The following is a 24,367-nucleotide window of genomic DNA, read 5'->3' as shown; positions in this document are numbered from 1 at the left end:
CCTCAGACCTCGACCGCGGTCCCCGTCACAACGCCCAAGGGCGTCGCGTCCACCGCGCGTGCGACCGCGGCGGCGTCAGGAAAGCTCGGCATCGTCCCGGCGCCCCGTACGGCGCACGCCGCGGAAGTGACCGCCCACCGCAACGCGTCCGGCAATGATCGCCCGGCGGCCAGCGCCGCCGTCAGGGCCCCGACGAAGCAATCGCCGGCGCCCGTCGTGTCGACGATGTCTGGGACCGGAGCGACCCGCTGCACCACGACGCCGGGCCGGAGCCGGTCAGCACGGACAGCGCCGTCGCCGCCCAGCGTCACGATGGTCGTAACGTCCCAGCCATCGGCCAGTCGGCGACAGGCCGCCGCCGCATCGCCACCAAGATCAAAAGCCGCGGGCGGCAGTTCCGTCCCCGTCGCGGCGGCCAGCTCGGCGGCCTCACCCGCGTTCACGACGAGGACGTCCACGTCGCGCAGGACGTCGGCCGACACGGGCACGGCCGGCGCCAGGTTCACCACGATCGTCGCGGGCGCCGGCAACTCCGGACTGACGCGGCGAACGGTTTCGACGACCCTCTCCAGGACGGCACCACCCAGTTCACCCTGCGCGACCACCGTGACCGATTCGGCGTCCTGACGATTCGGGCTACCGGTCGGGACCGCCGAGCGGAGCCTGGTCTCCAGGCCGTCGAGCAGCCGCTCCAGGTCGAGCGCCGCGTTCGCGCCCGAGGCGACGACGATCTGGTTCTCCCCCGAGTCGGAGACCGCGACGAAGGCCGAGCCGGTCGCGGCACCGGAGACCCGCTGCACGCCGGAGACATCGACACCGAACTCCCCCAGGGCGAGCCGCGGGTCCGGTCCGGTGTCCTGGCCGACGGCCCCGAGAAGGAGCACGCCGGCACCGAGGCGCGCCGCGGCGACCGCCTGGTTCGCGCCCTTGCCGCCGAGGCCGGTGTAGGTGTCCGCCGCCAGCACTGTCTGGCCCGGGCCCGGGAGCGACGGCACCCGGAAGAAGACGTCCTGGTTGATCGATCCGACGACGATGACCGTGCCCACGGGGGCCTCCAGGGGGTAGACCGAGATAGTACGTACCTTTATTATGCATACCGTAACGATTGGGGTGGGCCGTGGGCAGGACTGTCATTCGCAACGGGACCGTGGTCACGAACGGGCTCGCGGGCACGCTCCGAGCCGACGTCGCCATCGAGGGGCGCCACATCGCCGAGATCGGCACCGTGGCCTCGCGAGGAGGCGACGCCGAGGTGGACGCGACGGGCTGCTGGGTCACCCCCGGCCTCGTCCAGACCCACGTCCACCTGTGTCAGACGTTGTTCCGCGGCCTGGCCGAGGATCTCGACGTCATGGCGTGGCTCGACCAATGGATCTGGCCGCTTGAGCGACTCCACACGGCGGAGACCACCGCGGCGTCCGCGCGATGGGGCGTCGCCCAGCTGCTCCTGTCGGGCACCACCACCGTCAACACGATGGAAACGGCGTCGCACACCGACGCCGCGTTCGAGGCCGCAGCCGACCTGGGGGCCCGCGCGTTCATCGGCAAGGCGCTGATGGATCGCCGGGAACCCGGGACCGCTCTGTGGGGCGAGGAGACCGCGGCCGCCTGGCGCGACCTTGAGGGCCTGGTCGCGAAATGGCACGGTGCGGCGGACGGCAGGCTCCACGCAACGGTCGCACCTCGCGCTCCCTCCGCCGCCACACGCGAACTATGGAGCCGGGCACTCGACCTCTCCCGCCGGCTGGACCTCGTCGTCCACACCCATGTCAACGAGAACCAGGGCCAGGCGCGTCGCGTCGCCGACGCCAACGCCGCGCGAGACGTCCACTACCTGCACGACCTCGGCGCCCTGGGTCCGAGGTCGGTGCTCGCACACTGCGTGTGGCTGTCCAGGGCGGAGCGCGAGCTGATGGCCTCCACCGGCGCGAGTGCGGCGCACTGCCCTTCGGCGAATCTCAAGCTCGGTTCCGGGATCGCGCCGGTTCCCGAGATGCTCCAAGAGGGCGTCAACGTGTCGATCGGCACTGACGGGGCCGCCTGCAACAACAGCCTGGACGGGTTCGAAGAGCTCCGGATGGCGGCGCTCGTGCACCGCCCACGCCGCGGGGCCGGCGTGATCTCCGCTGCCCGGGCCCTCCAGATGGGCACGGCAGGCGGCGCCCGGGCCCTCGGCCTGCGCGATCAGGTCGGCACGCTGGCCGCCGGCCGGCTCGCCGACGTGGTCGTCGCCGCCACCCCGGAGTCCGCCGATCCCGCCGACCCCGCGGAGTTCGCGCGAGCGGCCGTCCATCTCGTCTTCGGCGGCTCCGACCGCCGAGTGGACTCGGTGCTCGTCGACGGCCGGCTCGTCGTCAGCCGCGGCGAGCTGGTCCACGGTTCCAGAAGCCGGATCCAGGCCGAGGCTCTCGCCGCACGGGCGCAGTTGCTCAAGGCCCACGGAGCAGCGGCATGACCACCGATGTCCGGAGAAGGAAATCGGCATCGTCCGCGAAACCTCGCAAACAGGCGCCGCCCCAGCGCGCCTTTCACCCCCACTTCGAAAGGAAACGACAATGCTCGTCAGTCAGGTCCCGGCATTCACCGAATACTGGTATCCCGTCGCCTACGCGCAGGAGATCTCCGATGTGCCCCGGCGCGCTCGCGTCCTCGGCGAGGACTATGTCCTTTGGCGCGGCAGAGACGACGTCATCGGCGCGGCCGTGGACGAGTGCCCCCACCGCGGATCCCGGCTCAGCCAGGGCTGGGTCGAGGACGGCGCGCTCGTCTGCGGGTACCACGGCTGGGCGTTCGGCACCTCGGGGGCGTGTGAGCGGATCCCGCAGAACGACCCCGAGCAACCGATCCCCCCGCGGGCCCGCGCCCTGTCCGCCCTCGTCGAGGAGAAGTACGGCCTGATCTGGCTCTGCCCCGGAATGCCCCGCGCCGGGATCCCGGTGCTGGAGGAGGCCCTCGACCCCGAGTTCACGCTGATCCACGAACTGATGGAGGTCTGGAAGGCGTCCGCCCCGCGCGTGATCGACAACGCGCTCGACGTGTCCCACCTGGCCTGGACGCACCGCAACACGATCGGATCGTCGGCCAATCCCCGGATGAACAACATGCAGGTCGAGCGCGACGGCGACAAGCTGCGCTCGCGGGTCTCCTATATCTCGCGGCTCACGCCCGAGCAGCGGCGCAACACGGGCCTGACCGGCGACTTCACGACCCGGACGACCAACTCGCAGCTCGTGCAGCCATTCGTCTTCAAGGACGTCATGGAGTACGAGAACGGCCTCCGGCACGTCCTGTTCAAGACGGCCACGCCGGTCGACGACGAGCACACCCTCTTCTGCCAGTTCATCGCCCGCAACGACGACCCGGACGAGGGGAGGAGGCAGGAGATCATCGCCCTCGACCGGCGCATCCAGAGCGAGGACAAGGAGCTGCTGGAGCAGATCCGGCCCGAGTTCCCGCTGGAGATCAAGACCGAGATGCACACGCGGACCGACCGGATGACGGTGGAGTACCGGCGCATCCTGGCCGGGCTCGCCCAGGAGAGCACCCTGGTCCCGCCCGACCGGACCTGGTCGCGGCCGTTCGTGGAGGCGGCCCGCGCCTCGGTCCAGCGGCAGGGCTGAGCCGCGCACGGCCGAGACCGGCGCCGGCGGCAGGGTGCTACTCCACCTCGTCGCCCGTCAGGTCCCGGCCGGCCAGCGCTCGGATCGCGTCCAGAAAGCCCTCCCTGGCCATGGCGTCGGCGAAGAACTCCTCGGCGAGCTTGTCGAGGATCACGACACTTCGCCGGGCCAGGTCCTCCCCGCTCTCCGTCACCCGGACCCTGACGGCCCTTGCGTCGCGAACGTCCCGATCGCGGCTGATATGGCCGTCGCGTTCGAGGACCTTGAGGACCTGGGACGTCATGACCGGCTCCAGGCCCGCATGGGCGGCGATCGCCCGCTGGTTGGGCGCGTCGCCTTCGCGGCCCAGCCACCACGCACTGCTCAGCACGAGGAACTGCACGTGCGTCAACGACATACCGGCCAGGGCGGCGGCCACCTGACGCTGCCAGCGCAACGCCGCGTGCCTCAGCAGAAAGCCCGGAGTGGTGCCGGCCGAGTGCTGGCGGAGCGCTTCTTCGACCTGATCCATCGGAAGCGCCTCAAGAGCTGCGATCTCGTGTTGCATCCGCTCGCTCAGCGCCACGGCAAAGCCTTTCCGACAAGGACGAGAAACGCGGACCCATAATCCGCGGACCGGACCCCGATCCGGCATGAACAGTGAATGAGAACCTCCGTGAGACTGATTGTAGACAGCGACGGTGGCATCGACGACGCCACCGCCCTCTGGTGGTTGTGCCGCAACCCGGACGTCGACCTGGTCGCCGTCACCGCCGTCGGCGGAAGCGTGCCGGTCGCTCAGGCCGCCATCAACCTGCGGTTCATCCTCGAGGCCGCCGGCGCCGCACACGTCCCCGTGTACCCGGGACTCGACCAGACCGCCCCCGCGCCGCCGACACGGCGGCCGGTGATGATCCACGGTCACGACGGGCTCGCGGATCTCGAACGGACGCCACCGGTCCACGCACCGGAGGCCGGAAAGTCGGCCCTCGACGCGTTCGCCGAACTGTGCGAGGCGGGTACGTCGGTGCTCGCCCTCGGCCCGATGACCAACCTCGCCGCCGGTATCACCAGCGGCGCACTCCGCGCCGGGGGCGCGTCCCTCACCTTCATGGGCGGCAGTGCGCGCGCGGGCGGCAACGCGCGGCCGACCGCGGAGGCGAACATCGCGCACGATCCGTACGCGGCCGACGTCGTACTCCGCGCACCCTGGGGGACCCCGCCCCGCATGGTGGGACTGGACGTGACGCACCGGGCCACGCTGACCGGGCGCGAGTTCGACGACCTCGCCGGGAGCCGGACACCCGCGGCGAAGTTCCTGGCCGGCCGCCTGGCGTACTACGGCCGTCACGCCGGCATGCTCTGCGTTCCGGGCGAGACTCCCTGCCACGACCTCTTCGCGGCCATGGTCTGCGCGGACCCCACGTTCGTCGACGCCGAGATCCTCGACGTCCAGGTCGACACGGGCGGAGGCGCCGCCTGGGGGACGACGGTCGCCGACCTGCGGCCTCTCGCCCGGCGCGCGCACGGAGCGGCGCCGGCCGGGGACGGCAACGCCGCCGGCGAGGGGGCGGCCGTCCAGGTCGGGCTCGACGCGGACGTCGACCGGTTCCGCGCGGCGTTCCGATCGTTCGTCACCTCCCCATTGCCAAATAGTAAAGGTACGAACTAATATCGAGCGACAGCCCCGTGCGCAGCCGGAGGGCGGCAGAGGACTCTTTCGCGGTCCCGATCGGTCGCCGTGCGCCGACCCGGGTCACCACGAACCAGCGGGCGCCAGGCGGGAAGGGGCTCGAGGAGTTGTGTCCCGTGCAGGCCGACCAGATCAGCGCGACCAGAAGTGCCACCTCAGGAGCAACGGAGGCCCCGGACCCGGAGATCACGGGATCAGGCCCCGACCCGGCCGCCGTCCATGACGTCGTCGTCGCAGAGCGGACCGAGCTCGCCGAAGACGTCATGGGAGTGACGCTGCTCCGCGCGGACGGCGGGCGGCTCCCCCGGTGGAGCGCCGGATCGCACATCGATCTGATCTTCCCGACCCGGACACTCGGTACGGTCACCCGGCAGTACTCCCTCTGCGGCGCCCCCTCCGACGACCGGGAATGGCAGGTGGCCGTACTCGGCGACCTCCACGGTCGCGGAGGGTCGCGCCATCTGTACGAGCATCTCGAGGTCGGCGCCGTCCTCCAGGCTCGTGGACCGCGCAACAACTTCCCGTTCGCCGTGGCCGGGGACTACCTGTTCATCGCCGGTGGCATCGGCATCACACCGATCAGGCCGATGGTCGCCGCGGCCGCCGCGGCCGGCGCGCGGTGGCGGCTCCACTACGCGGGACGCAAGCGGTCTCGGATGGCGTTCCTCGCCGACCTCGCGGCCGCCCACCCCGGCAACGTGCATGTCACCGCCGAGGACGAGCACGGATTCCCCGACCTGCGGTCCATCCTCCGCGCGGCGACGCCGAACACCGCCGTCTACAGTTGCGGCCCCGCGCCGATGCTCGACGCCGTCGTCTCCACGTGCCGGGAGCTCGGCCTCCCCACGCCGCACCTGGAGCGCTTCACCGCGGTCCAGCCGGCCCCTGGCACGTTCCAGGACGGGCCGGTGGAAGTCGAGTTCCGCCAGATGGGCGTGACCCGGACCGTATCGGAGAACGAGTCGATCCTGGACGTCGCCGAGGAGCTCGGATCCCCGATCTTCGGTTCGTGCCGGGAGGGGATCTGCGGCACCTGCGAGACCCGGGTTCTCGAGGGCGTGCCGGAGCACCGCGATTCGCTCCTGAGCGACGAGCGGCGTGCGGACCACATGTTGATCTGCGTTTCGCGGGCCGCGTCCCCGCGTCTGGTGCTCGACGCCTGAGTCCGGCCGGCGGGCCCGGACCGCCCTCGACGGCACGGCGCCCACGTCCATTGATAGGAGAAAGCATGTCCACTGTGCTGGGAATGAACCAGTACGGCAAGGCGGAGACGCGCGTCGTCCGCATCTGCCGCGATACCCCGGTGCACGAGATCCGCGATCTCAATGTGTCGACCACATTGCGCGGCGACTTCGACCGGGCTCACACCATCGGCGACCAGTCGATGGTCCTGCCGACCGACAGCCAGAAGAACACGGCGTTCGCCTACGCCAAGACGCACGGCACGGACTCGATCGAGGACTACGCGATCGCCCTCGGCAGGCGTCTCCTCGACGCGGCGCCGGCGGCGCGCCAGGTGCGGGTCCGCGTTCAGGAGTACGCCTGGGACCGCATCGGTCACCACTCGTTCGTGCGCCGCGGTGGCGGCATTCGCACCTGCGTGGTCACGGTCACGCGGAGCGGCTCCGGGGACGAGTGGGACACCCGGGTGCTGAGCGGGGTCGAGGACCTGGTCGTCCTCAACTCGACAGGCTCGGAGTTCAAGGGCTTCCTCAAAGAGGAGTACACCACGCTCCCCGAAGCCGACGACCGGATCCTCGCCACCTCGCTCGTGGCCAAATGGCGGCACACCGGCACCGACGCGGACTGGAACGGCTCGTACGCAGCAGCTCTCAATACCCTCCTGGAGACATTCGCAGGCACCTATTCGCGGGCGTTGCAGGAGACCTTGTACATGATGGGCGCCGCGCTCCTCGAATCGCAGGACGCCCTGGCGGAGGTCCGCTTCTCCGCACCGAACAAGCATCATTTCCTTGTCGACTTCTCTGACTTCCGGGTGGACGGACTCACCAATGACGGCGAGGTCTTCGTCGCCGCGGACCGGCCCTACGGACTCATCGAGGCCCAGGTCGTCCGCGATGACGCGCCCGCCGCCGGGGACGCCTGGCTCGCCGAACCCGGGTTCTGCTGATGGAGGTCACCCGGGAACTGCTGCTCAGCTGCCTCGCGGTCCCCCGCTGGGCGGACGAGGTACTCGCCGGGCATCCGTACGCGGACGTCGCCGGCGCACTGGCCGCCGCGGCCGCGGCGTCGTGTGACCTCACCGATGAGGAACTGGTCCAGGCTCTCTCCGGTCATCCGCGGATCGGCGAGCGCGGCGGCGCATGGTCACGGGTCGAGCAGTCCGGCATCGATCTGAGGGCCGACGGCACCGCCGCGAGGCTGGCGTTCGGCAACGCGACCTACGAGGAGCGCTTCAACCGGATGTTCATCGTCAGGGCCGTCGGCCGGGACGCGGAGGAGATCCTCTCCGAACTCCAGAGACGGCTCCGCAACGACGACGCCACCGAGCGGGCGGAGACGGTCGAGAGCCTCCGGCAGATCGCGCTCCTCCGGCTGGAGGCGGCGCTTTCATGAGCGGGCTGTCGACCCACGTCCTGGACACGGCCGCCGGCCGGCCGGCGGCCGGGGTCCGCGTCACGCTGGAGACCCGCGACGGACGGTACATCGCCGAAGGCGTCACCGACTCCCACGGGCGCGTCGCCGCTTTCGGCACCGGCTCGCCGGCCCGCGGCGACTACGTCCTGCGCTTCGACACCGGAGCCTACGTCGACGGCTTCTACCCCGAGGTGATCGTCGTCTTCACCGTCACCGCCGCGGGCGAGCACCACCACGTTCCGCTGCTGCTCAGCCCCTACGGATACGCGACCTACCGTGGCAGCTGAACTCGACCTCGTGATCCGCGGGCGGCGCGTGATCGTCGACGGCACGCAGCGGCCGGTCTCGGTCGGCGTGGCCGGCGGGACGATCGCGGCCCTGACCCGGTACGACGAGCCGCCGGCGGCCGCGCGCACGGTGGAGCTGGCCGAGGACGAGGTGCTGCTACCAGGCCTGGTCGACACGCACGTTCACATCAACGAGCCAGGTCACACGGAGTGGGAGGGTTTCGCCAGCGCTACGCGCGCGGCGGCGGCGGGCGGCGTCACCACGGTCCTCGACATGCCCCTGAACTCGGTGCCGCCGACGACGACGGTCGAGAACCTGCGCCTGAAGCGGGAGGCCGCGGCAGGTCAGGTGCATGTCGACGTCGGCTTCTGGGGCGGCGCGGTGCCGGGCAATCTCTCCGATCTCGCCCCCCTGCACGCCGCGGGCGTCTTCGGATTCAAGTGCTTCCTGGTCGACTCCGGCATGGCGGAGTTCGGCCATCTCGACCCGGGGCCGTTCGCCCGTGCGATGGACGAGTGCGCCCGCACCGGCGCGTTGATGATCGTTCACGCTGAGGACGGCGGCCTTCTGGACGAGTCGGCCCTCGCAGGCAGGAGCTATGCCGGCTTCCTGGCCTCGCGACCACGGGCGGCCGAACTCGCGGCGATCAAGCTCGTCATCCGGCTGGCGGCGGCCACCGGCGGCCGCGCGCACATCGTGCATCTGAGCGCGGCCGACGCGGTCCCCGTGATCCGCGACGCCCGCCGCCGCGGGGTGGACCTGACGGTCGAGACCTGCCCGCACTACCTCACGTTCGCGGCGGCGGACGTCCCCGACGGCGCGACGGAGTTCAAGTGCTGCCCGCCCATCCGCGAGGCGGAGAACCGGGAGGCACTCTGGCGGGCCGTCGCCGACGGGACCGTCGATTTCATCGTCTCCGACCACTCGCCCTGCACGCCGGAGCTCAAGCTGCGCGGCGGCGGCGACTTCGGGACGGCCTGGGGCGGCATCGCATCCGTCCAGCTGGGGCTGCCGGCGGTGTGGACCGGCGCCCGCGCTCGCGGCCACGCCCTGACCGACGTGGTCCGCTGGACGGCGAGCGCGCCGGCCCGCCGCGCGGGTCTGCCCAGAAAAGGCCGGATCATCGTGGGCGGCGACGCTGACCTGGTGCGTTTCGCGCCTGACGAGGAGTTCCGTGTGGACGTGTCGCGTCTTCACCACCGCCACCCGGTGTCGGCGTACTCGGGCAGCCGGCTGACCGGCGTCGTCCGCGAGACCTGGCTGCGCGGGATCACCGTCGACGACGGCCTGCCCCCGAGCGGGCGGCTGCTGAGGAGAGAGCGATGACGAACTACCACGTTCCTGCGGGCGGGCTGCCGCCCCAGGGCTCGCTGACGACGGACCGGGCCCGGTTCACCGAGGCGTACGCGGTGATCCCGGCACGGACACAGAGCGACATCACCGCCTCCTACCTCCCCGGATGGCAGCGGACGAGACTCTGGGTCCTCGCCCGTCCGCTCACGGGATTCGCCGAGACGTTCAGCCAGTTCATCGTCGAGGTGTCCCCCGGGGGCGGCTCCGAGAACCCGGAGGCCGACGCCCGGGCGGAGGCCGTCCTGTTCGTCGTCAGCGGCGCTCCGACCCTGGCGGTCGGGGACGCGACGCACCGGTTGACCGCGGGCTCCTACGCCTACCTTCCGCCGGGAGCCCGCTGGACGCTTCACAACGCGAGTCCGGAGACCGCCTCGTTCCACTGGATCCGCAAGACCTACCAGCACTCGGCCGGACTCGACGTCCCGGAGGCGTTCGTCACCCGGGAGCAGGACGTCACGCCGACCGACATGCCCGGTACGGGCGGCACCTGGTCGACCACCCGCTTCGTCGACATCGCCGATCTGCGGCACGACATGCACGTCAACATCGTGAACTTCGAACCGGGAGGATCGATCCCGTTCCCGGAGACCCACGTCATGGAACACGGCCTCTACGTCCTCGAAGGGAAGGCGGTATATCTCCTCAACACCGACTGGGTCGAGGTCGAGGCGGGCGATTTCATGTGGCTGCGGGCGTTCTGTCCGCAGGCCTGCTACGCGGGCGGTCCCGGACGGTTCCGTTACCTCCTGTACAAGGACGTGAACCGGCAGGTTCCACTGTCCGGCGCGCTTCGATGACCGCGGGACCGGCGCGCATCGACGCGGTCCGCGGCCTCACGTTCCGGGGGCTGTCGCCCTCCCGGGCCACCACGGTCTCTGTCACGACGACGCGCGGAGCCGACACCTGGGTCTCGCTAGGGACGTTCACCGCCGATCAGAACGGAGTGGTTGACACCGGCCAGATGCCGTCAATCGCGGGCACGTACGTCGGCCGCTCGGCAATGGGTCTCTTTTGGTCGCAGCGATGCACCAACGGTGCGGCGGTCCCGTCGACCGCCGGCGAACCGGTGGCCTCGACGGTGCACGTCCGCCAGCACGGGGAGATCGTCGAAGTCACCGCGGTCCGAAGGGTCGCCCACGGTCCCGACGTCGAACGGCGTCCGGCCGCGAAGGGCCTGGTCGGGACCGTCTACCTGCCGGTCCGCCCGAGGCGGATCCCGGTCCTCGTCCTCGGCGGATCCGAGGGCGGCCAGAACGATCTGGCCGCGGCGCTGATGGCCGCCCACGGTCACCCGAGCATGGCGCTCACCTACTTCGGGACCGCGTCCCTGCGCGATCGGATCGAGGAGGTGCCTCTGGACTACCTGGCCGCCGCCGCGGAGGACCTGGCCGGGACCGGGCCGTTCGCGGTCTACGGCGTCTCCAAGGGCGGGGAGCTGGCGCTCGTGCTCGGCGCGACCCATCCCGCCGTGGCCGGAGTGGCCGTGATGGTCCCGAGCCTCCCCGGCGTTTCGGCGCTGCACTCCGATCTCCAGCCCTGGTCGGGACGCGGGGCTCCGAGGGGCATGCCCATGGGGCATGTCGAGCCGCCGCGCCCCGGAGAACTGTTCGCGCCGGGCACCGCGTTCCGGACCGCCCGCGATCGAGGGCCGCGGATCACGGGCCCGACCCTCCTGGTGACGGCCGGCCACGACACCGTCCTCCCGCCGCTGCGGCTGGAGGACCCGGCCGGCAAGCTGCTGGAAAGGGTCCACATCGAGGGGGCCGGGCATCTCATCCAGCCTCCATTTCTGCCCACCACCGCCACGGTCGCGCCGTACGGTGACGGCTGGCTGCTCCTGGGCGGCAATCCGGCAAGGAATGCCGTGGCGAACAGGATCGCCTGGACGAGGACACTCCGGTTCCTGCGCCTTCTCGACTGCCAGTGAGCGATCGGCGCCCCGGGCGGAGCGCCCGGGGCGCTACTCGGACAGGCGCCAACCACTCCAGATGTCGATGTCGCCATCGGTGGCGTACCGGTCGATCTCGGCGAGTTCCTCGCTTGTGAATTCCGCCGCGTCGAGGCAGCGCAGGCTGTCGTCGAGTTGGTCCACGCTGCTGGCGCCCACCACCACCGATGTCATCCGCGGGTCCCTCAACGCCCAGGAGAGCGCCATTTGCGCGAGCGTCTGGTCCCGTTGGGCGGCGAGCTTGTTCAGGGCCCCGACCCGCTCCCGGTTGGCGGGCGTCAGGTAGCGGTCCGGATTCAGCGGACCGGGGCGGGCGGCGCGCGATCCCGCCGGCACCCCGTCCAGGTACCGGTCGGTGAGAAGGCCTTGCGCGAGCGGCGAGAAGCCGATGCAACCCGCACCGGCGCCTGCGAGCACGTCGAGCAGGCCATCCTCGATCCAGCGGTTGAGCATCGAGTAGGACGCCTGGTGCACGAGCAGCGGGATCGGGAGCGCCTCCACCGCCCGGGACGTTCTTTCGGCCGAATAGGAGGACACTCCGGCGTAAAGGGCCTTGCCTTGCTGGACGGCGGTCTCCAGTGCGCCCATCGTCTCTTCGATGGGCGTGGAGGGGTCGGTGCGATGCGAATAGAAGATGTCGACGTAGTCGAGTCCCAGCCGCCGCAGGCTGGCATCCAGACTCGCCAGCATGTGCTTACGGCTGCCGCCCGTCCCGTAGTGACCGGGCCACATCTCGTAGCCGGCCTTGGTGGCGACGACGATCTCGTCCCGCCTTCCGGAGAGGTCGGTTCGCAGGATCCGTCCGAACAGCTCCTCCGCCGCCCCGGGCGGAGGGCCGTAGTTGTCGGCCAGGTCGAAGTGCGTCATGCCGTTGTCGAACGCGTGCCGGACGAGTGCGCGCTGCGTTTCCTCCTGCCCGGTCCGGCCGAAGTTCTGCCACAACCCCAAGGACAGGACAGGAAGGTCGAGGCCGCTTCGGCCGCACCGGCGGTATTCCATGAGACTCCTCAATCTCTGGCCCGACCGTCCTTCGGCCGGGGTCGAAAGCGCTACGAGTTCCGTTCAGACCCGGCTTCGGTCGAACCGTTTGCCGACGATGAACGAAAGGCCGCTGAACAACCAGAAGGCCGCGATACCGAGCAGCGCGCTCAAGATGATCGACGCGTAGAGCAGCTCGGACTGGAGCCGAGCGATGTAGAGCGACATCAGGATGCCGATGCCGGTCGTGCCCTGCCGGAAGAAGAAGTCGCCGACGATCGCGCCGATGACCGAGAGCCCGGCCGAGATGCGGAAACCGGCGAAGATCGCCGTCAGCGCGAACGGGAAGTCGAGCCTCCACAGCCTCCTCCACCGCCCGACCCGCTGGAGCGCGAAGAGTTCGCGCAGCGCCGGATCGACCGACTTCAGGCCGAACAGGGAGTTCGCGATGATCGGGAAGAGCGAGATCATCGTGCACACCACGACCCGGCTGAAGAACCCGAATCCGAACCAGAAGCCGAACAGCGGCACCAGGGCCAGGATCGGGATCGTCTGCAGCGTCACGGCATACGGGTACAACGAGCGTTCGGCCCAGACGGCCTGGCTCATCGCGATCGCGACCGCGAGTCCGATGATGATCGCGGCGGCCAGGCCGACCACCGCGACCCGGGTCGTCACCAGCAGGCCGTCGAGCAGCACCCGCAGGTTCTCGCCGGAGAGGAAGCCCACCGAGATCACGCGATGCGGCGGCGGCACCAGGAAGCGGCGTTCGGGCGCCAGCAACTTGTACGACATCAAGTACCAGAGCCCGACGAAGGCCGCGAGGACGAGCGTCGGTGGCACCACCATCGCGAGAAGACGGGCGGGGCGCCGGCTCGGCAGCGCCCTGGCCTGGGTCGCGGTCAGGCTCACGGGTTCCCCCCTCGAAGCAGGTCGGACACCTGGCTGACGAGCTTGGTGAAGAGCGCGTCGAACCTCAGGTCGAGCGGCCGGGGGAACGGCAGCGGCACCTCGACCTCCCCGAGGATCGTCCCCGGCCGACCCGACATCACCACGACGCGGGTCGACAGGAAGACGGCCTCGAAGATGTTGTGCGTGACGAACATGCCGGTGAACGGCTTGTTCGCGAAAACGCTGGTCACCTCGGTGTTGAGCCGCTCGCGGGTGAGTTCGTCCAGCGCTCCGAACGGCTCGTCGAACAGGAAGATCTCCGGATCGAGCGTCAGCGAACGAGCGATGGAGACCCGCATCTTCATGCCGCCGGACAGCTGCTTGGGCAGATGGCGCTGGAATCCGCCGAGGCCGACCAGCTCGATGGCCTCCTCGCGGCGTTCGATCCGATCCTGCTTGGGCACGCCCTGGAGCTCCATCAGCAGCTCGACGTTCTTGGCCACGTTGCGCCAGTGCAGCAGGGTGGCCTCCTGGAACACGAAACCGATGACGCCGTCGCCGACCCTCGCCGTCCCCGTCGTGGGGGCGTCGAGGCCGGCGGCGATCCGCAGCAGCGTGCTCTTTCCGCACCCCGAGGGGCCGACGATGCTGATGAACTCGCCCGAGTTCACCGTCAGGTCCACGTCTCGCAGCGCCTGCGTGCCGTTGTCGAAGACCTTCCCGAGACCCGAGAAGTCGATGGATCCTCGGTCGTCAGGCATGTTGCTCCTCTCGATCGCCCCCGACATCAGCCGATGCTGATCGACGGATCGATGAACTGCTTGGTGACGATGTCCTCGGCCTTCAGCCCGGGCTTGGTCTCCTTCTTGGCCGCGGCGAAGATCGGCACATCGATGTCGATGAGTTTCTGGACGCGCGGCATGTCGAACGAGCCGACGGTGCCGTCCGGGGCGTTCGCGAGCATCCCGATGCTCTTGGACTGCTTGCTGCCGAACTCGATCAGCCCCTCGCTCTGCGGCGCGCCGATGTTGTACACGCCGAGATCGAGGATGAGCTCGTTCGCCTTCGCCGAGTCGCGGTGGTAGGCGACGGCCGCGCGCTGGATCACGGGAACGAGCTTCTTCAGGCAGCCGGCCTTGGCGGTGACGTCCGCGGCGCGGACGGACACCTGGTCCGGGTAGATCTTGTAGCCGATGTCGTTCACGAGCTGGTACTTGATCGGCTTCTTGAACTGCGGCACGTCGTGCTCGTACAGGTACGGGTCCTGGGTGGCGTAGCCCTGCTGGGCGTACTCGCCGCCGCTGGCCACGAACGTCGACGGGCTGCCGTCGAAGCCGCCGTCGACCTGGCTCTTCTTGAGGACGCCGCTGCCGGTCAGGTACGACATGTAGGTCGTGCCCTCGAAGTACAGCACCTTCGAGTCGGTCTTGCCGACGTCCGCGATCGTCTGCCAGTCCGGGTGCTTGCCCGGATCCCAGAAGACCATCAGGGGGCTGAGCTGGTCCGGCGCCGCAACGCCGACCGTCGGCTGGTTCTTGGAGTTCTCGATGGCCTCGTCCGTGTTGATGCCACCGATCAGGATGTCCTTGTCCAGGTACATCTGCGCCGACACGCTGGAGAACCCGATGGCCGGCCCTCCGGCACGGACCTCCAGGTCGATGCCGGTGTCGACGTCGCCGTCGACCAGCGAGCCGGTGACCCGCTTCTTGCGGGCGTCGATCTTGGTGTCGGCGGCGAGCATCTGGTAGATCGGGCCATGCTCGGCCTGCGGGACCCAACCGGTCTGCCAGACGACGGTCGACGGACAGACGTCCGCCAGGTTCGAAGCGGAACCGGGCGCGGCGGTCGTCGCGGCGCCGGTCGTACCGGAATCCTTCGAGTCGCCGGAGCCGCATGCGGTCGTGGTCGCGGCTACCAACGCGATGAGGGTGCCGGCGAGAAGCCGAGCACGGTGTCGGTACTTCATCAGTAACTCCTTGGTGGAACCCAAGTGGCCTGCCGTGACCGATACCATAGTTTGCGCGCAATCCATATGGAAGATGTTTGCGCGCAATATTTATGCGAGTTCCGCTCACTTTCCCGGGCACGCAATACGCGACGGCCGGACACCGCCCTTGTGGAGCGGTCTCCGGCCGTCGCGCAGAGTGGATCGAGCGGGTCGTTCAGTCGTGCGATCTGCTCCCGAGTTCGTCCCGGTCCGCGATCTTGCGAAGGAGCTTGATGAGCCGTGGACGATCTCCGGCCACCTCGAAGAACGACCGGTCGGCCCGGTCGAGGGCCACCACCGCCTCCTCGGCCAGGTCCCGGCCCTGGTCGGTCACGTGCAGCAGCGAGGCGCGCGCGTCCGCCGGGTCCTGACTGCGCACGATCCAGCGCTTGCCCACAAGGGCGTTCGTGACCTGCGAGGTCATCGCCGGGTCGAGGCCTCCGTGTTCGGCGACGTCGCGCTGCCGCGGCGGATGCCCGTCGCGGCCCAGCCACCAGACCGTCGTCAGCACGACGAACTGGACGTGGGTCAGGCCGAGCGGCGCCAGCACCTCCGCCATCGTGCGCTGCCACCGCAGATTCGCGTGCCAGAGCAGGAAGCCCGCGCTCTCGCCGGCGGAGTGCTGCTCGATCAACTCCTGCGGCACCTTGCGCTGGGCCCGAGGCGGGGAGGTCTTCTTGTCGAACCTTGCCGCATCGCTCTTGGCCGTACTTCGACTCTCAGGCACCATGGAATGCTACCCGCCGACCTTTCTATGCCGTGGCGTACATGCGAGACACCTTACTGAGCAAGTGATTCCCCGAGGTGACCGGCGCGTACTTCGGCGACTCCCCCGGTCCGAGGCAAGTCGGGATGCACTCGATGAGAGCGTCGTAGTTCGGCTGGTGAAAATAGGGAATGCTGAAACGCTCGGTCGGCTCGCCCGTGCGCGGTGGATTGACGACCCTGTGCACCGTGCTCCGCCAACGATCATTCGTCCAGCGCGCCATGAGGTCACCGAGGTTGACGAGGAACGCCCCCTCGACGACGGGGACGTCGGTCCACGAGCCGTCGAGCTCCATCACCTGAAGCCCGCCGGCAGCACTGTCCTGGTAGAGCAGGGTGAGGCTGCCCCAGTCGGTGTGCTCTCCTTTCCTCACCTGGCCGGGCACCGGCGCCGCGAACTGCTTGGGGTAGTAGTTCGCGGTCAAGCTTCCGATCTCCTGGTCGATGAATTTCTCGAACCATGTCTCCGGCAGGTCGAGCGCGATCGCGAACAGCCGCATGATGCGGTCGCTGAGCTGTGACATCTCCGCGCAGTACGCAAGCCACGTCTCCCGGATCCATTCCTGGTCAGATGCGAACGCCGGCCAGTGGTTGGGCCGCATCAGGTCGGGATGCGGAACCTCGGCGTAGTCGCGTTCGGCTGCGACGGCCATGCTGAACACCTCGCACAGGTCCGGCGGCGCGGTGGCCTCCGCCCTGACCAGGCGGGAGTCCTCGTCGCTGGCCTTCGCGACGGCACCGCTCCTGCTGAACCCGCGGCCGAAGGGGTCCGCCGGATCGACGACGAGAGCGTCCTTGACCGGCTCCGGAAGTGCGAACAGCGCCTTCGTCGCCTCGTACATGCGCTCGATCAGAGCGGGGCCCACGCCGTGACCCGTGATGGCGAAGAAGCCGTCGCGCACACAGGCGTCGGCCACGCGCGAGGCCACTTGCCCACTGCTGCCTTCGCTGAGATCGATCAGGGGAACACCCATGCCCGTTTCCGTCCTTTCTCACGCTGAGGTGCACTGGTCGGGGCCGGCGTGAAGGGCCGCGGCTCGCCGGCCGGCATTCGGTGCGGCCGCGCGCCACCGCGCGCGGCTCCTTACCGCCGAACCGTCCAAGCGCCGCTGGACGCCCTGCCGCTACCGGGCGTAGTCGATGAAGCGGAGCAGGCCCGTCTCCGGGATTCGGCCCAGCGACCGGTACACGTCCTCGGCATTCGCGAGGGACGTCGTCGAGATCAGTTCCGCGGCGTGCTTCGCGACGAGCTCGGTCACCAGCACCGGGTCGAAGACCCAGATCGGCACGGCTGACGGCCCGATCCGTGCGACCTCACCGAACGGGTTGCTCTTGAACACCCTCTCCAGGCCGAACTCGCCCAGCCCGGCCTTGATCACCAGGCTCCCGATCGGGTCGTGCGCCTGGGCGTGCAGGTCGCGGACCTTCTCCAGGGCGGGGTAGCTCGCGCCGATGACGCCGCGGAAGGATCCTCCGCGGATCGCCGTACCGAGGTTCCCGTCGAGCTCCTCGAGTTCCATCTCGGCGTCAAGGCCGTATCCGGCGAGCGCGAAGTAGGTCACGATGTCCTGCTGGAGCAGGCCCGAGAGCGTGAGGTGGTCGGCGAGCGAGGTCTGGGTCGGGCGGATCTCGTCGCCTGTCGACAGGGTGTCGGAGCCGACGTCGACGCTCACGAGCAGGTCGGCGCCATAGTGCTCGATGACGGCCTTCAGTCCCGCGCCGACGCCCTGGCCGCCGCCGCGCAGAGAGATGATGAACGCCTCGCCCCCGAAGTTGCGGGCGGCGGTCGCCTCGTGCGGCGCCCGGCCCTCGATCGAGGCGTCCTCACCGACGATGACCGCGTAGTCGTTGAGCGGCTTGGCGCCCGCCAGGTCGGTCGGCTCGTAGAAGTCCGGACCGAGGACGCTCTTCAGCCCGACGCGCTCCTCGCCCGGCGGAAGCCACCACTGGCACGCGACGCCGCCGAGGACGACGCGCTCCACGCCCATGCGGGTGAGCCAGTCGCCCACCAGGCTCGCGACGAGGCAGTCGCTGCCCCCGCCGTGCCCCATGACGATGGCGGTCCTCGCCTGCCGAGCCGCTTCTTCGATAGTGCTGGTCGTCACACCCATAGGAGCCTGTCGCCCTTCCCTCAAATAGATTGCACGCAAACTATCATTGGTTTTCTCCCTTGTCGATGGGTATCGCGGAACGGTGGCCGACAGCTTCACCGAGGACGAGTTCGCCGAGGGCTCAGGTCGCGCCTCGTAGGCACGGCCTGGCCTGAGCTGCGAAGCCCTCAGCCCGGGACCGCTTCGAGCGGTCCCGGGCTGCGTCAGCGGGTTCAGGGGCGGTCGCTGAGGCGGTTCACCCAGCCCATCGTCTGGTAGGTCATGACCAGGGAGGGGGACTTGCGGTCGCCCGAGTCCTGTTCGAGGAGCCGGCCGGTCTTCGGATCGATGATCAGGCGGATCTCCGCCTCGCCCTTCTGGGCGATGACCGCGCCCTTGCGGCCGAGGCGGTCGGTGCCCGTCCCGAGGTAGGTGATTCCGGGCTGCTTGGCGAGCAGCCGGAAGAGCGCGCTCTTCGTGGCGGGCGTGATCGGGCCCGCCAGCAGGTCCTGGGCCGTGCCGAAGACGTACTGGGCGAAATCTCCCGACATCGGCACACCGTCATGCTCGACCGACACCTGGTTCTCGTCCTTGTACCACCCTCGCAAGGCCTTCTCCAGGGCCTTGGGGTCGGACGGCAGCGTGGTCAGTGCGGAGACCGTCATGTTCTGCTGGGGCTTGGTGAGCTTGATGTCCGAGAAGTCGTAGTCATTGACGTGCCGCTTGGCCGACCACGACTCCAGTTCCGGCGAGCCCAGCGCCTTCCACCTGGCCTCCTCGGCCGCGTTCGGGAAGGTGATCTTCCGGTCGATGCCGGTGATCGTGCGGTCGCGGCGATCCCGGCCGCTCCACGTCTCCTGCGTCGTGCTCACGTAGGCGGTCACCGGCGGAGACTTGCTCACCCGCTTCTTCGCCCCACCCTCACCGCGGGGAGACCGGTTCTTGAGGGGACCGGCGAGGCGGGTCTCGCGTTCCCGGGTGTACCAGTAGGCCCCGGTCGTCAAAGGGGCCTTGGCCGCGCCCTCGGCACTGGCCAGCAGGACCGTACGCGCGTCCAACTGCTGCGATGCGGCCGGCGCGGGCGTCCGGGTGCCGCCGGAGTCGTCGGTGGCGACGATGACGCCGGCCGCCGCGGCGGCGACCGCACCCGCCGCCAGTCCCGCGATCAGGACCCGCGGCATACGGCGCCGGACGGTGCCGGGCATGGTCTCCTCGGACGTGGCGGCGAGGGCGCGGGCGATGTCCTGCTCGCGGCGGCGTGCGTAGGACTCGGCGGGGAGGTCGTCGAGGGCCGTGGGCCTCAGCGCTCGGAGGGTGCTGTCGGGGTTGCGGTTCATGTCTTCTCCGAAGTTCATCGGGTCACCCGCACGGCGTTGCCGGTGACGGAAGGACGGTCACGCTGCGCGGGGGCGTTGTCGAGGGCCTTCACAAGCCGCCGGCGGGCCCGGTGCAGGCGGACCTGGAACGTCGCCGTCGAGCAGCCGACGACCTTGGCGGCCTCGCGCGGCGTCAGGCCGTGCCAGGTGACGAGGGTGAGCACCTCGAGGTCCTTCTCGGACATCACGGCCAGGGCGGCGACGGCGCTGTCGCGCTCGACGACGTGCTCGGCCACGTCCCACGCGACGAGGTCCGCGTCGCCGGTCATGGCGGCGACCCGGTCGGCGAGCGCGTGGCGCCGGTAGCCGCCTGCCCGCTGCTTGTGCAGCAGGTTTCGGGCCACGCCCAGCAGCCACGGAAGCTCGGGCTCGCTCATGTCGGCCAGGCGCCGCCAGGCGATGAGGAACGTCTCGCTGGCGACGTCCTCGGCCGTATGCGGCTCGGTCCGGGTCAGCGCGTACGCCAGCACACGCCGGTAGTTCTCGTCGTAGAGATCGACGAAGCGTTTTCGGGGATCGTCCATCCGCCCCTGCCTTCGATGAGTGGGTGACTGACCTTCACCCAGTACTCCCGGCGGGGCGGCCCCTCTTACACACCGATCTTCACAGCGGACGAAGCGGATCCGGCAACCGATGGCTCACGGCTACAAAAATGGACGCTTGGGCACGATGACGGCGCCGAAGTCCGGACCCTGCGCCCATCGAGCCGCACTTCCGATGCCCCTGACGTCCCGCTGCGCAGACGTCTCAGCGGTTCTTTCGGACGCGGCGTTCCTCTTCCACGGCGTCGAAGAACCAGTCGGGGAGTTCTCCTTCGGCCCGCAGGAGTCTCCGCTCGTCCGGGCTCAGCCGTTCGGAAACGACATCGACCGGAATGGCGAACTGCTTGAGCCGTCCACCGGACGCCTCCTGGCCGATCTCCCGGGCATAGCCGGTGGGACCGCCGGGAACGTGCTTGTGCCTCGGCCCCATGGGGACCGCCGCGCCAAGGATCCTCAGTGGCACCGCCCACCACGGGTTCGCCCGGCGGCGCAGTTCAGGGACCGCGGCCTCCCACGCCAGCCGGGAATCCTGCACCGGCCTGTTCGGCACCCAGTTCTTGGCACGTGCGACACCCACGGACACCCGCCTTCCTGATCCGGGCGATCACATTAACGCCGCAAGCGCGCTCCGCACTGCGTCAACCGTCACAAAGCGGTATCCATTTGCCTCAGCCAGACGGAAAGGACGAGACAGGGTAAGCCGGAAACGGAATTGGCAAGGGGCGGCGATCCGCCATGGCCATGCCACTGAAAGCGGAGTCGTCCGGTCACCCCTGAGCGGAAGGTGGGGTGACCGGACGGGTCGGGGGGGTCAGGCCACGTCCAGGCCTCGGCGGCGGTCGGCCCATTGGAGGGAGTGGCGGATGGCGTCCTCGACGGTGTACTCGGGCTTCCAGGCGAGCAGTTCCCAGGCCTTGGCCGGGACGACGTAGGCGCCGACGACGTCGCCGGGGCGGGCGGGGGCGTCCTCGGCCCGGAAGGAGTCGCCGACGACCTCGCGGAAGGCGGCGACGAGTTCGCGGACGGTGGTGCCGTCGCCGGTTCCGAGGTTGATCACTTCGTAGCGGGGGTGGTCGCCGACCGGCGGGATGATGGAGTCGAAGCGGGCGGCGGCCGCGTGGAAGGCGCGGGCGATGTCCCAGACGTGGATGTAGTCGCGGATCGCGGTGCCGTCGCGGGTCTCCCAGTCCACCCCCGTGATCTTGAAGGGGACGCCGAGCGAGTAGCACTCGATCATCTTGCCGAGGGCGTGGGTCGGCTTGCTGTTCTGCAGCCCGGTGCGGAGCCTCGGGTCGGCGCCGATCGGGTTGAGGTAGCGAAGCGAGATCACGCGCAGCCCGTACGCCTTGCAGAAGTCCTGGAGGAGCAGCTCCGCCATCATCTTCGAGCGGGTGTAGGGGTTCTGCGGTTCCAGCTCGGACGTCTCGGTGACCGAAAGGTCGGCCGCCGGGCGGTACATCCCCGCGGTGGACGCGAAGATCATCCGATCGCAGCCGTTGCGGACGAGGTGGCCGGCGAGATCGAGGGTCTTCGACAGGTTGACCCGGTAGTAGCGCAGCGGGTCCGCCATCGAGTCGGGCACCACGATCAGCGCGGCGCAGTGCACGGTCAGGGCGATGTCGGGATGGTCGCGGAAGATCTCGTCGACCAGGTCCCCGTCCCCGATGTCGCCCTGGTAGAAGACCTTTCCGGCGGTGAACTCCTGCCGTCCGGTGATGAGGCTGTCGAGCACCACGGGGGTGACCCCGCGTTCGGCGAAGGCGGAGGCGATCGTGCTGCCGATGAAGCCGGCTCCCCCTGTGATCAGCACTTTCATGTGGCATCCCTGCAGGCCAGTGCGTCCCCTTGAGTTTCAAGCCACAACGATCGGCAGCCGGCCGCCGATGGTCAATGTCTCGCGGTCGCGGTGACCGGCTCCGGACGCGCGTGAACCGGGCGGGCCCGGCCGCCGTCCGCGCACGAGTCCTCCCCCGGCCCCGGCGCCCCCGCCGGGGTCACCGAGCGTGCACGCGCCAATCGGACGGCCGAAACGAAGTACAGCGTTTGCAGGATCCGCCGCGCCCGCGCAGCGGTCATGGTCGGTACATGGAACCGATCCGCGTCCTCATCGTGGACGATCACGCGCTCTTCGCCGAGGCCCTCGCGGCTCGCCTCGGGTGCGAGCCCGATCTGGTGATCCTGCCGATCGCCGCCGACGTGCGGCGCGCCCTGGCGCTGACCGCCGCCGAGCGCCCGCGGGTGATCGTCCTCGACATGACGCTGGACACCGAGAGCGGCCTCGATGTCCTGGACCGGGTCCGCAAGCGGTACCCCGACGTCCGGGTCGTGATGCTGACCGCGATGAGCGACGTCGACGCGATGGTGCGGGCGATCCGGACCGGCGCCGTGGCCTGGGTGGAGAAGACCGAGAGCGCCGACCTCGTCGCCCGGGTGATCCGGTCCGCGGCGCGGCAGGGCGGCTGGATACCCCCGGACGTGCTCGGCGAGGTGCTGCGGAGGCTGCGGGAGGACGACGGCGGCGGAGTGATCGCCGAGCTGACGCCGCGGGAGCGCGAGGTCCTGCAGTGCATGGTGGACGGCCTCGGCCGCGCGGAGATCGCCGAACGGCTGTGCCTGTCGGCCAACACCGTCCGCACCCACACGCAGAACCTGCTGGCCAAGCTCGACATGCACTCCGCCCTGGAGGCGATCACCCTCGCCATGCGCGCCGGGATGCGCCCCACCTCGGACGAGTACTGACCGCTCGGGGCTCTCTGGTGCAAACGGCGTAGGGCGGGGTCGTTCTTTGGACGATCCCTCCGGCCTGGGGGCTTCCTACGCTCGCCGTGACGGAGCCGGAGGGGGGATCGTGGAGATCGACGAAGTCGCCGCGCGGGTGGTCCGGAGTTACTGGGCGGTCCTGCTGGTCATGACGGTCCTTCCGCTGGTCCTGGTAGGGCTGGCCATGAACGGGCGGGAGCCGCCGGCCACGGCCGCGGCGCGGTTGCAGGCGAGCAGCAGGGCGACCGACGCGGCCCCCGGGGACGCGGGCGTGTCCATCGTGGTCAGCCAGGTCAAGGCGTTCGCGACCAGCGAGAACCTGCTGAGCGGGGTCCTGCGGCAGCAGCACGTCGACCGCTCGACGGTGAAGACGGCGAAGGCGATCGAGGTCACCGGGCTCGGGACGTCCACCGTGGTGGAGCTGACGGTGAAGGACCGCGACCCGGGCGTGGCGCGGCGGCTGGCCGACGCGATCGGCGCCGCGGTCGTCAAGGAGATCAACGAGTCCAACCAGGGCTCGGTCCGGCGGCAGATGGACGAGATCGACAAGCGCGTCCGGAAGCTGGAGAAGCAGCTCGGACCGCTGTCGCGGCGGGCGGGCCGGCAGCCCGACCCCGACATCGGCGCCGCCAACGAGCGCGAGCGGGTGCAGGCGGAGCTCACCGACCTGCGGTCGAACCGGTCCGACCTGCAGACGCAGCTGTCGACGGCCGGGACGGCGTCGGTGGTGCAGCCGGCGGTGCTGGCGCCGCGCAGGAACCCGGTCGTGATGACGGCGGCGATCGCGGGCCTGGTCGGGCTGGTCGGCGGGATCCTGATCGCGGTGGTGACGGAGACGGCCCGTCCCACGATCCCGGGGCAGCGGCGGGTCGCGCGGCGGCTCGGGGTACCGCTGCTCGGCTGGGCCGACCGGGGACCGGCGCAGCGCGCGGACCTCGGGCGGCGCGTCCGGCTCGCCGCGAAGAAGGAGGGCGTCGGACGGGTCGTGGTGGTCGGGGCGCCCGGTCCGCTGCCGGCCGAGACGGTGTCGTCGGTCGCGTCCGCGGTGTACGGGGACGGGATGAAGATCGTCACGGCCCGGCCCGGTGACGACGACCCCGGCAAGGGCGGCAAGAGCGGCGGCGGCAAGGAGGAGAGCCGCAAGGGCGGTGACGGCGAGGACCGCGGGGCGGACGGGCCGTCGCTCAACAGCGGTGGGCCCGGCGGCGGGAAGAGCAGCACGTCGGTGGTCCGGGCAGGCGCCGGCACCACCGTGATGACGAAGAAGTCCGAGGTGTCTCCCTCGGAGGCCGGTCAGGCGGTCCAGGCGCGCCGGCTCTGCCACGTGCACGCGTTCGAGGAGATCGATCCCGGTTCGGACGACGACACCGGTGTGGTCGTGGTGGTCGGTCCGGTGACGAGGGTCGCGGGGCTGGAGACCGTCCGCGACCTGGTCGCCGCGTCCGGCTGGCCGCTGCTCGGCGTCGTCGCCGCGTCCCGGAAGATCAAGGGGTGACCAG

25 protein-coding genes are annotated in these 24,367 nt (G+C 70.0%); 12 read left to right on the top strand and 13 right to left on the bottom strand.

The window, feature by feature from the left end; translation table 11 throughout:
* Positions 1 to 2 precede the first annotated feature (2 nt).
* On the bottom strand, positions 3 to 1,046 hold the full coding sequence (locus FKD65_RS31270) for a PfkB family carbohydrate kinase (RefSeq protein ID WP_168221251.1): 1,044 nt from the start codon (positions 1,044 to 1,046) through the stop codon (positions 3 to 5).
* Between the two features lie 71 nt (positions 1,047 to 1,117).
* Between FKD65_RS31270 and FKD65_RS31265 the strand changes: the two genes are divergently transcribed.
* Positions 1,118 to 2,455 (top strand): amidohydrolase family protein, encoded by a 1,338-nt coding sequence (locus FKD65_RS31265; RefSeq protein WP_168221250.1) that lies wholly within the window; start codon positions 1,118 to 1,120, stop codon positions 2,453 to 2,455.
* A gap of 100 nt (positions 2,456 to 2,555) precedes the next feature.
* Positions 2,556 to 3,620, top strand: coding sequence for an aromatic ring-hydroxylating dioxygenase subunit alpha (locus tag FKD65_RS31260; RefSeq protein WP_141581567.1), 1,065 nt, complete (start codon positions 2,556 to 2,558; stop codon positions 3,618 to 3,620).
* A 37-nt stretch (positions 3,621 to 3,657) separates the two neighbouring features.
* On the opposite strand, the gene FKD65_RS31255 is transcribed toward FKD65_RS31260, so the two are convergent.
* Positions 3,658 to 4,185, bottom strand: coding sequence for a MarR family winged helix-turn-helix transcriptional regulator (locus FKD65_RS31255; RefSeq protein ID WP_205718300.1), 528 nt, complete (start codon positions 4,183 to 4,185; stop codon positions 3,658 to 3,660).
* Positions 4,186 to 4,275: 90 nt separating this feature from the next.
* Here FKD65_RS31255 and FKD65_RS31250 point away from each other — a divergent pair, with 90 nt between their 5' ends.
* The 8 genes from FKD65_RS31250 to FKD65_RS31215 all read left to right on the top strand — a co-directional run bounded on the left by FKD65_RS31250 (position 4,276) and on the right by FKD65_RS31215 (position 11,458).
* Complete coding sequence (locus tag FKD65_RS31250) at positions 4,276 to 5,271, top strand: nucleoside hydrolase (protein WP_141581565.1); 996 nt, start codon at positions 4,276 to 4,278, stop codon at positions 5,269 to 5,271.
* 137 nt (positions 5,272 to 5,408) lie between these two features.
* A complete protein-coding gene (locus FKD65_RS31245; RefSeq protein WP_205718299.1) occupies positions 5,409 to 6,455 on the top strand; it encodes a PDR/VanB family oxidoreductase in 1,047 nt (348 codons plus the stop codon).
* Positions 6,456 to 6,520: 65 nt separating this feature from the next.
* On the top strand, positions 6,521 to 7,423 hold the full coding sequence (gene pucL / locus FKD65_RS31240) for a factor-independent urate hydroxylase (protein WP_141581563.1): 903 nt from the start codon (positions 6,521 to 6,523) through the stop codon (positions 7,421 to 7,423).
* Positions 7,423 to 7,869: a 2-oxo-4-hydroxy-4-carboxy-5-ureidoimidazoline decarboxylase gene (locus tag FKD65_RS31235; protein ID WP_141581560.1), complete on the top strand. Its 447-nt coding sequence runs from the start codon at positions 7,423 to 7,425 to the stop codon at positions 7,867 to 7,869. The genes pucL and FKD65_RS31235 overlap by 1 nt, the downstream gene beginning before the upstream one ends.
* The gene (uraH, locus tag FKD65_RS31230) at positions 7,866 to 8,177 is read left to right on the top strand and encodes a hydroxyisourate hydrolase (protein WP_141581558.1); all 312 of its coding nucleotides are present in this window, start codon (positions 7,866 to 7,868) and stop codon (positions 8,175 to 8,177) included. The genes FKD65_RS31235 and uraH overlap by 4 nt, the downstream gene beginning before the upstream one ends.
* Entirely contained in the window at positions 8,167 to 9,504 is a 1,338-nt protein-coding gene (gene allB / locus FKD65_RS31225) for an allantoinase AllB (protein WP_141581556.1), read from the top strand. The genes uraH and allB overlap by 11 nt, the downstream gene beginning before the upstream one ends.
* A complete protein-coding gene (locus FKD65_RS31220; protein ID WP_141581554.1) occupies positions 9,501 to 10,328 on the top strand; it encodes a bifunctional allantoicase/(S)-ureidoglycine aminohydrolase in 828 nt (275 codons plus the stop codon). The genes allB and FKD65_RS31220 overlap by 4 nt, the downstream gene beginning before the upstream one ends.
* A complete protein-coding gene (locus tag FKD65_RS31215) occupies positions 10,325 to 11,458 on the top strand; it encodes an acyl-CoA thioesterase/bile acid-CoA:amino acid N-acyltransferase family protein (RefSeq protein ID WP_141581552.1) in 1,134 nt (377 codons plus the stop codon). Before FKD65_RS31220 ends, FKD65_RS31215 begins: the two co-directional genes overlap by 4 nt.
* 33 nt (positions 11,459 to 11,491) lie before the next feature.
* Here FKD65_RS31215 and FKD65_RS31210 read toward each other — a convergent pair whose 3' ends face one another.
* The 11 genes from FKD65_RS31210 to galE form a co-directional block, all read right to left on the bottom strand.
* Positions 11,492 to 12,478 (bottom strand): aldo/keto reductase, encoded by a 987-nt coding sequence (locus FKD65_RS31210; protein ID WP_141581549.1) that lies wholly within the window; start codon positions 12,476 to 12,478, stop codon positions 11,492 to 11,494.
* A gap of 63 nt (positions 12,479 to 12,541) precedes the next feature.
* The gene (locus tag FKD65_RS31205; protein ID WP_205718298.1) at positions 12,542 to 13,369 is read right to left on the bottom strand and encodes an ABC transporter permease; all 828 of its coding nucleotides are present in this window, start codon (positions 13,367 to 13,369) and stop codon (positions 12,542 to 12,544) included.
* Positions 13,366 to 14,109, bottom strand: coding sequence for an ABC transporter ATP-binding protein (locus tag FKD65_RS31200; RefSeq protein ID WP_168221249.1), 744 nt, complete (start codon positions 14,107 to 14,109; stop codon positions 13,366 to 13,368). Before FKD65_RS31200 ends, FKD65_RS31205 begins: the two co-directional genes overlap by 4 nt.
* Positions 14,110 to 14,135: 26 nt before the next feature.
* On the bottom strand, positions 14,136 to 15,314 hold the full coding sequence (locus FKD65_RS31195) for a hypothetical protein (protein ID WP_141581545.1): 1,179 nt from the start codon (positions 15,312 to 15,314) through the stop codon (positions 14,136 to 14,138).
* A 196-nt stretch (positions 15,315 to 15,510) separates the two neighbouring features.
* Positions 15,511 to 16,062: a MarR family winged helix-turn-helix transcriptional regulator gene (locus FKD65_RS31190; RefSeq protein ID WP_205718297.1), complete on the bottom strand. Its 552-nt coding sequence runs from the start codon at positions 16,060 to 16,062 to the stop codon at positions 15,511 to 15,513.
* 25 nt (positions 16,063 to 16,087) lie between these two features.
* Complete coding sequence (locus FKD65_RS31185) at positions 16,088 to 17,074, bottom strand: isopenicillin N synthase family oxygenase (RefSeq protein WP_141581540.1); 987 nt, start codon at positions 17,072 to 17,074, stop codon at positions 16,088 to 16,090.
* 150 nt (positions 17,075 to 17,224) lie between these two features.
* On the bottom strand, positions 17,225 to 18,205 hold the full coding sequence (locus FKD65_RS31180) for a DUF1152 domain-containing protein (protein ID WP_168221248.1): 981 nt from the start codon (positions 18,203 to 18,205) through the stop codon (positions 17,225 to 17,227).
* A 218-nt stretch (positions 18,206 to 18,423) separates the two neighbouring features.
* A complete protein-coding gene (locus tag FKD65_RS31175; protein WP_141581536.1) occupies positions 18,424 to 19,545 on the bottom strand; it encodes a CU044_5270 family protein in 1,122 nt (373 codons plus the stop codon).
* Entirely contained in the window at positions 19,542 to 20,090 is a 549-nt protein-coding gene (locus FKD65_RS31170; RefSeq protein ID WP_141581534.1) for an RNA polymerase sigma factor, read from the bottom strand. Before FKD65_RS31170 ends, FKD65_RS31175 begins: the two co-directional genes overlap by 4 nt.
* 223 nt (positions 20,091 to 20,313) lie before the next feature.
* A complete protein-coding gene (locus tag FKD65_RS31165; protein WP_141581532.1) occupies positions 20,314 to 20,685 on the bottom strand; it encodes a hypothetical protein in 372 nt (123 codons plus the stop codon).
* A gap of 234 nt (positions 20,686 to 20,919) precedes the next feature.
* The gene (gene galE / locus FKD65_RS31160) at positions 20,920 to 21,924 is read right to left on the bottom strand and encodes a UDP-glucose 4-epimerase GalE (protein ID WP_141581530.1); all 1,005 of its coding nucleotides are present in this window, start codon (positions 21,922 to 21,924) and stop codon (positions 20,920 to 20,922) included.
* 269 nt (positions 21,925 to 22,193) lie between these two features.
* Here galE and FKD65_RS31155 point away from each other — a divergent pair, with 269 nt between their 5' ends.
* Positions 22,194 to 22,847: a response regulator transcription factor gene (locus FKD65_RS31155; protein WP_168221247.1), complete on the top strand. Its 654-nt coding sequence runs from the start codon at positions 22,194 to 22,196 to the stop codon at positions 22,845 to 22,847.
* A gap of 109 nt (positions 22,848 to 22,956) precedes the next feature.
* A complete protein-coding gene (locus FKD65_RS31150; RefSeq protein WP_141581526.1) occupies positions 22,957 to 24,363 on the top strand; it encodes a hypothetical protein in 1,407 nt (468 codons plus the stop codon).
* The last annotated feature ends 4 nt before the right edge of the window (positions 24,364 to 24,367 follow it).

Origin of the sequence: Actinomadura sp. WMMA1423 (assembly GCF_006547145.1) — a bacterium.
Classification (GTDB): Bacteria; Actinomycetota; Actinomycetes; order Streptosporangiales; family Streptosporangiaceae; genus Spirillospora.
Note: the sequence above shows the minus strand (reverse complement) of the source record. Positions and strands in the feature narration are given on the sequence as shown.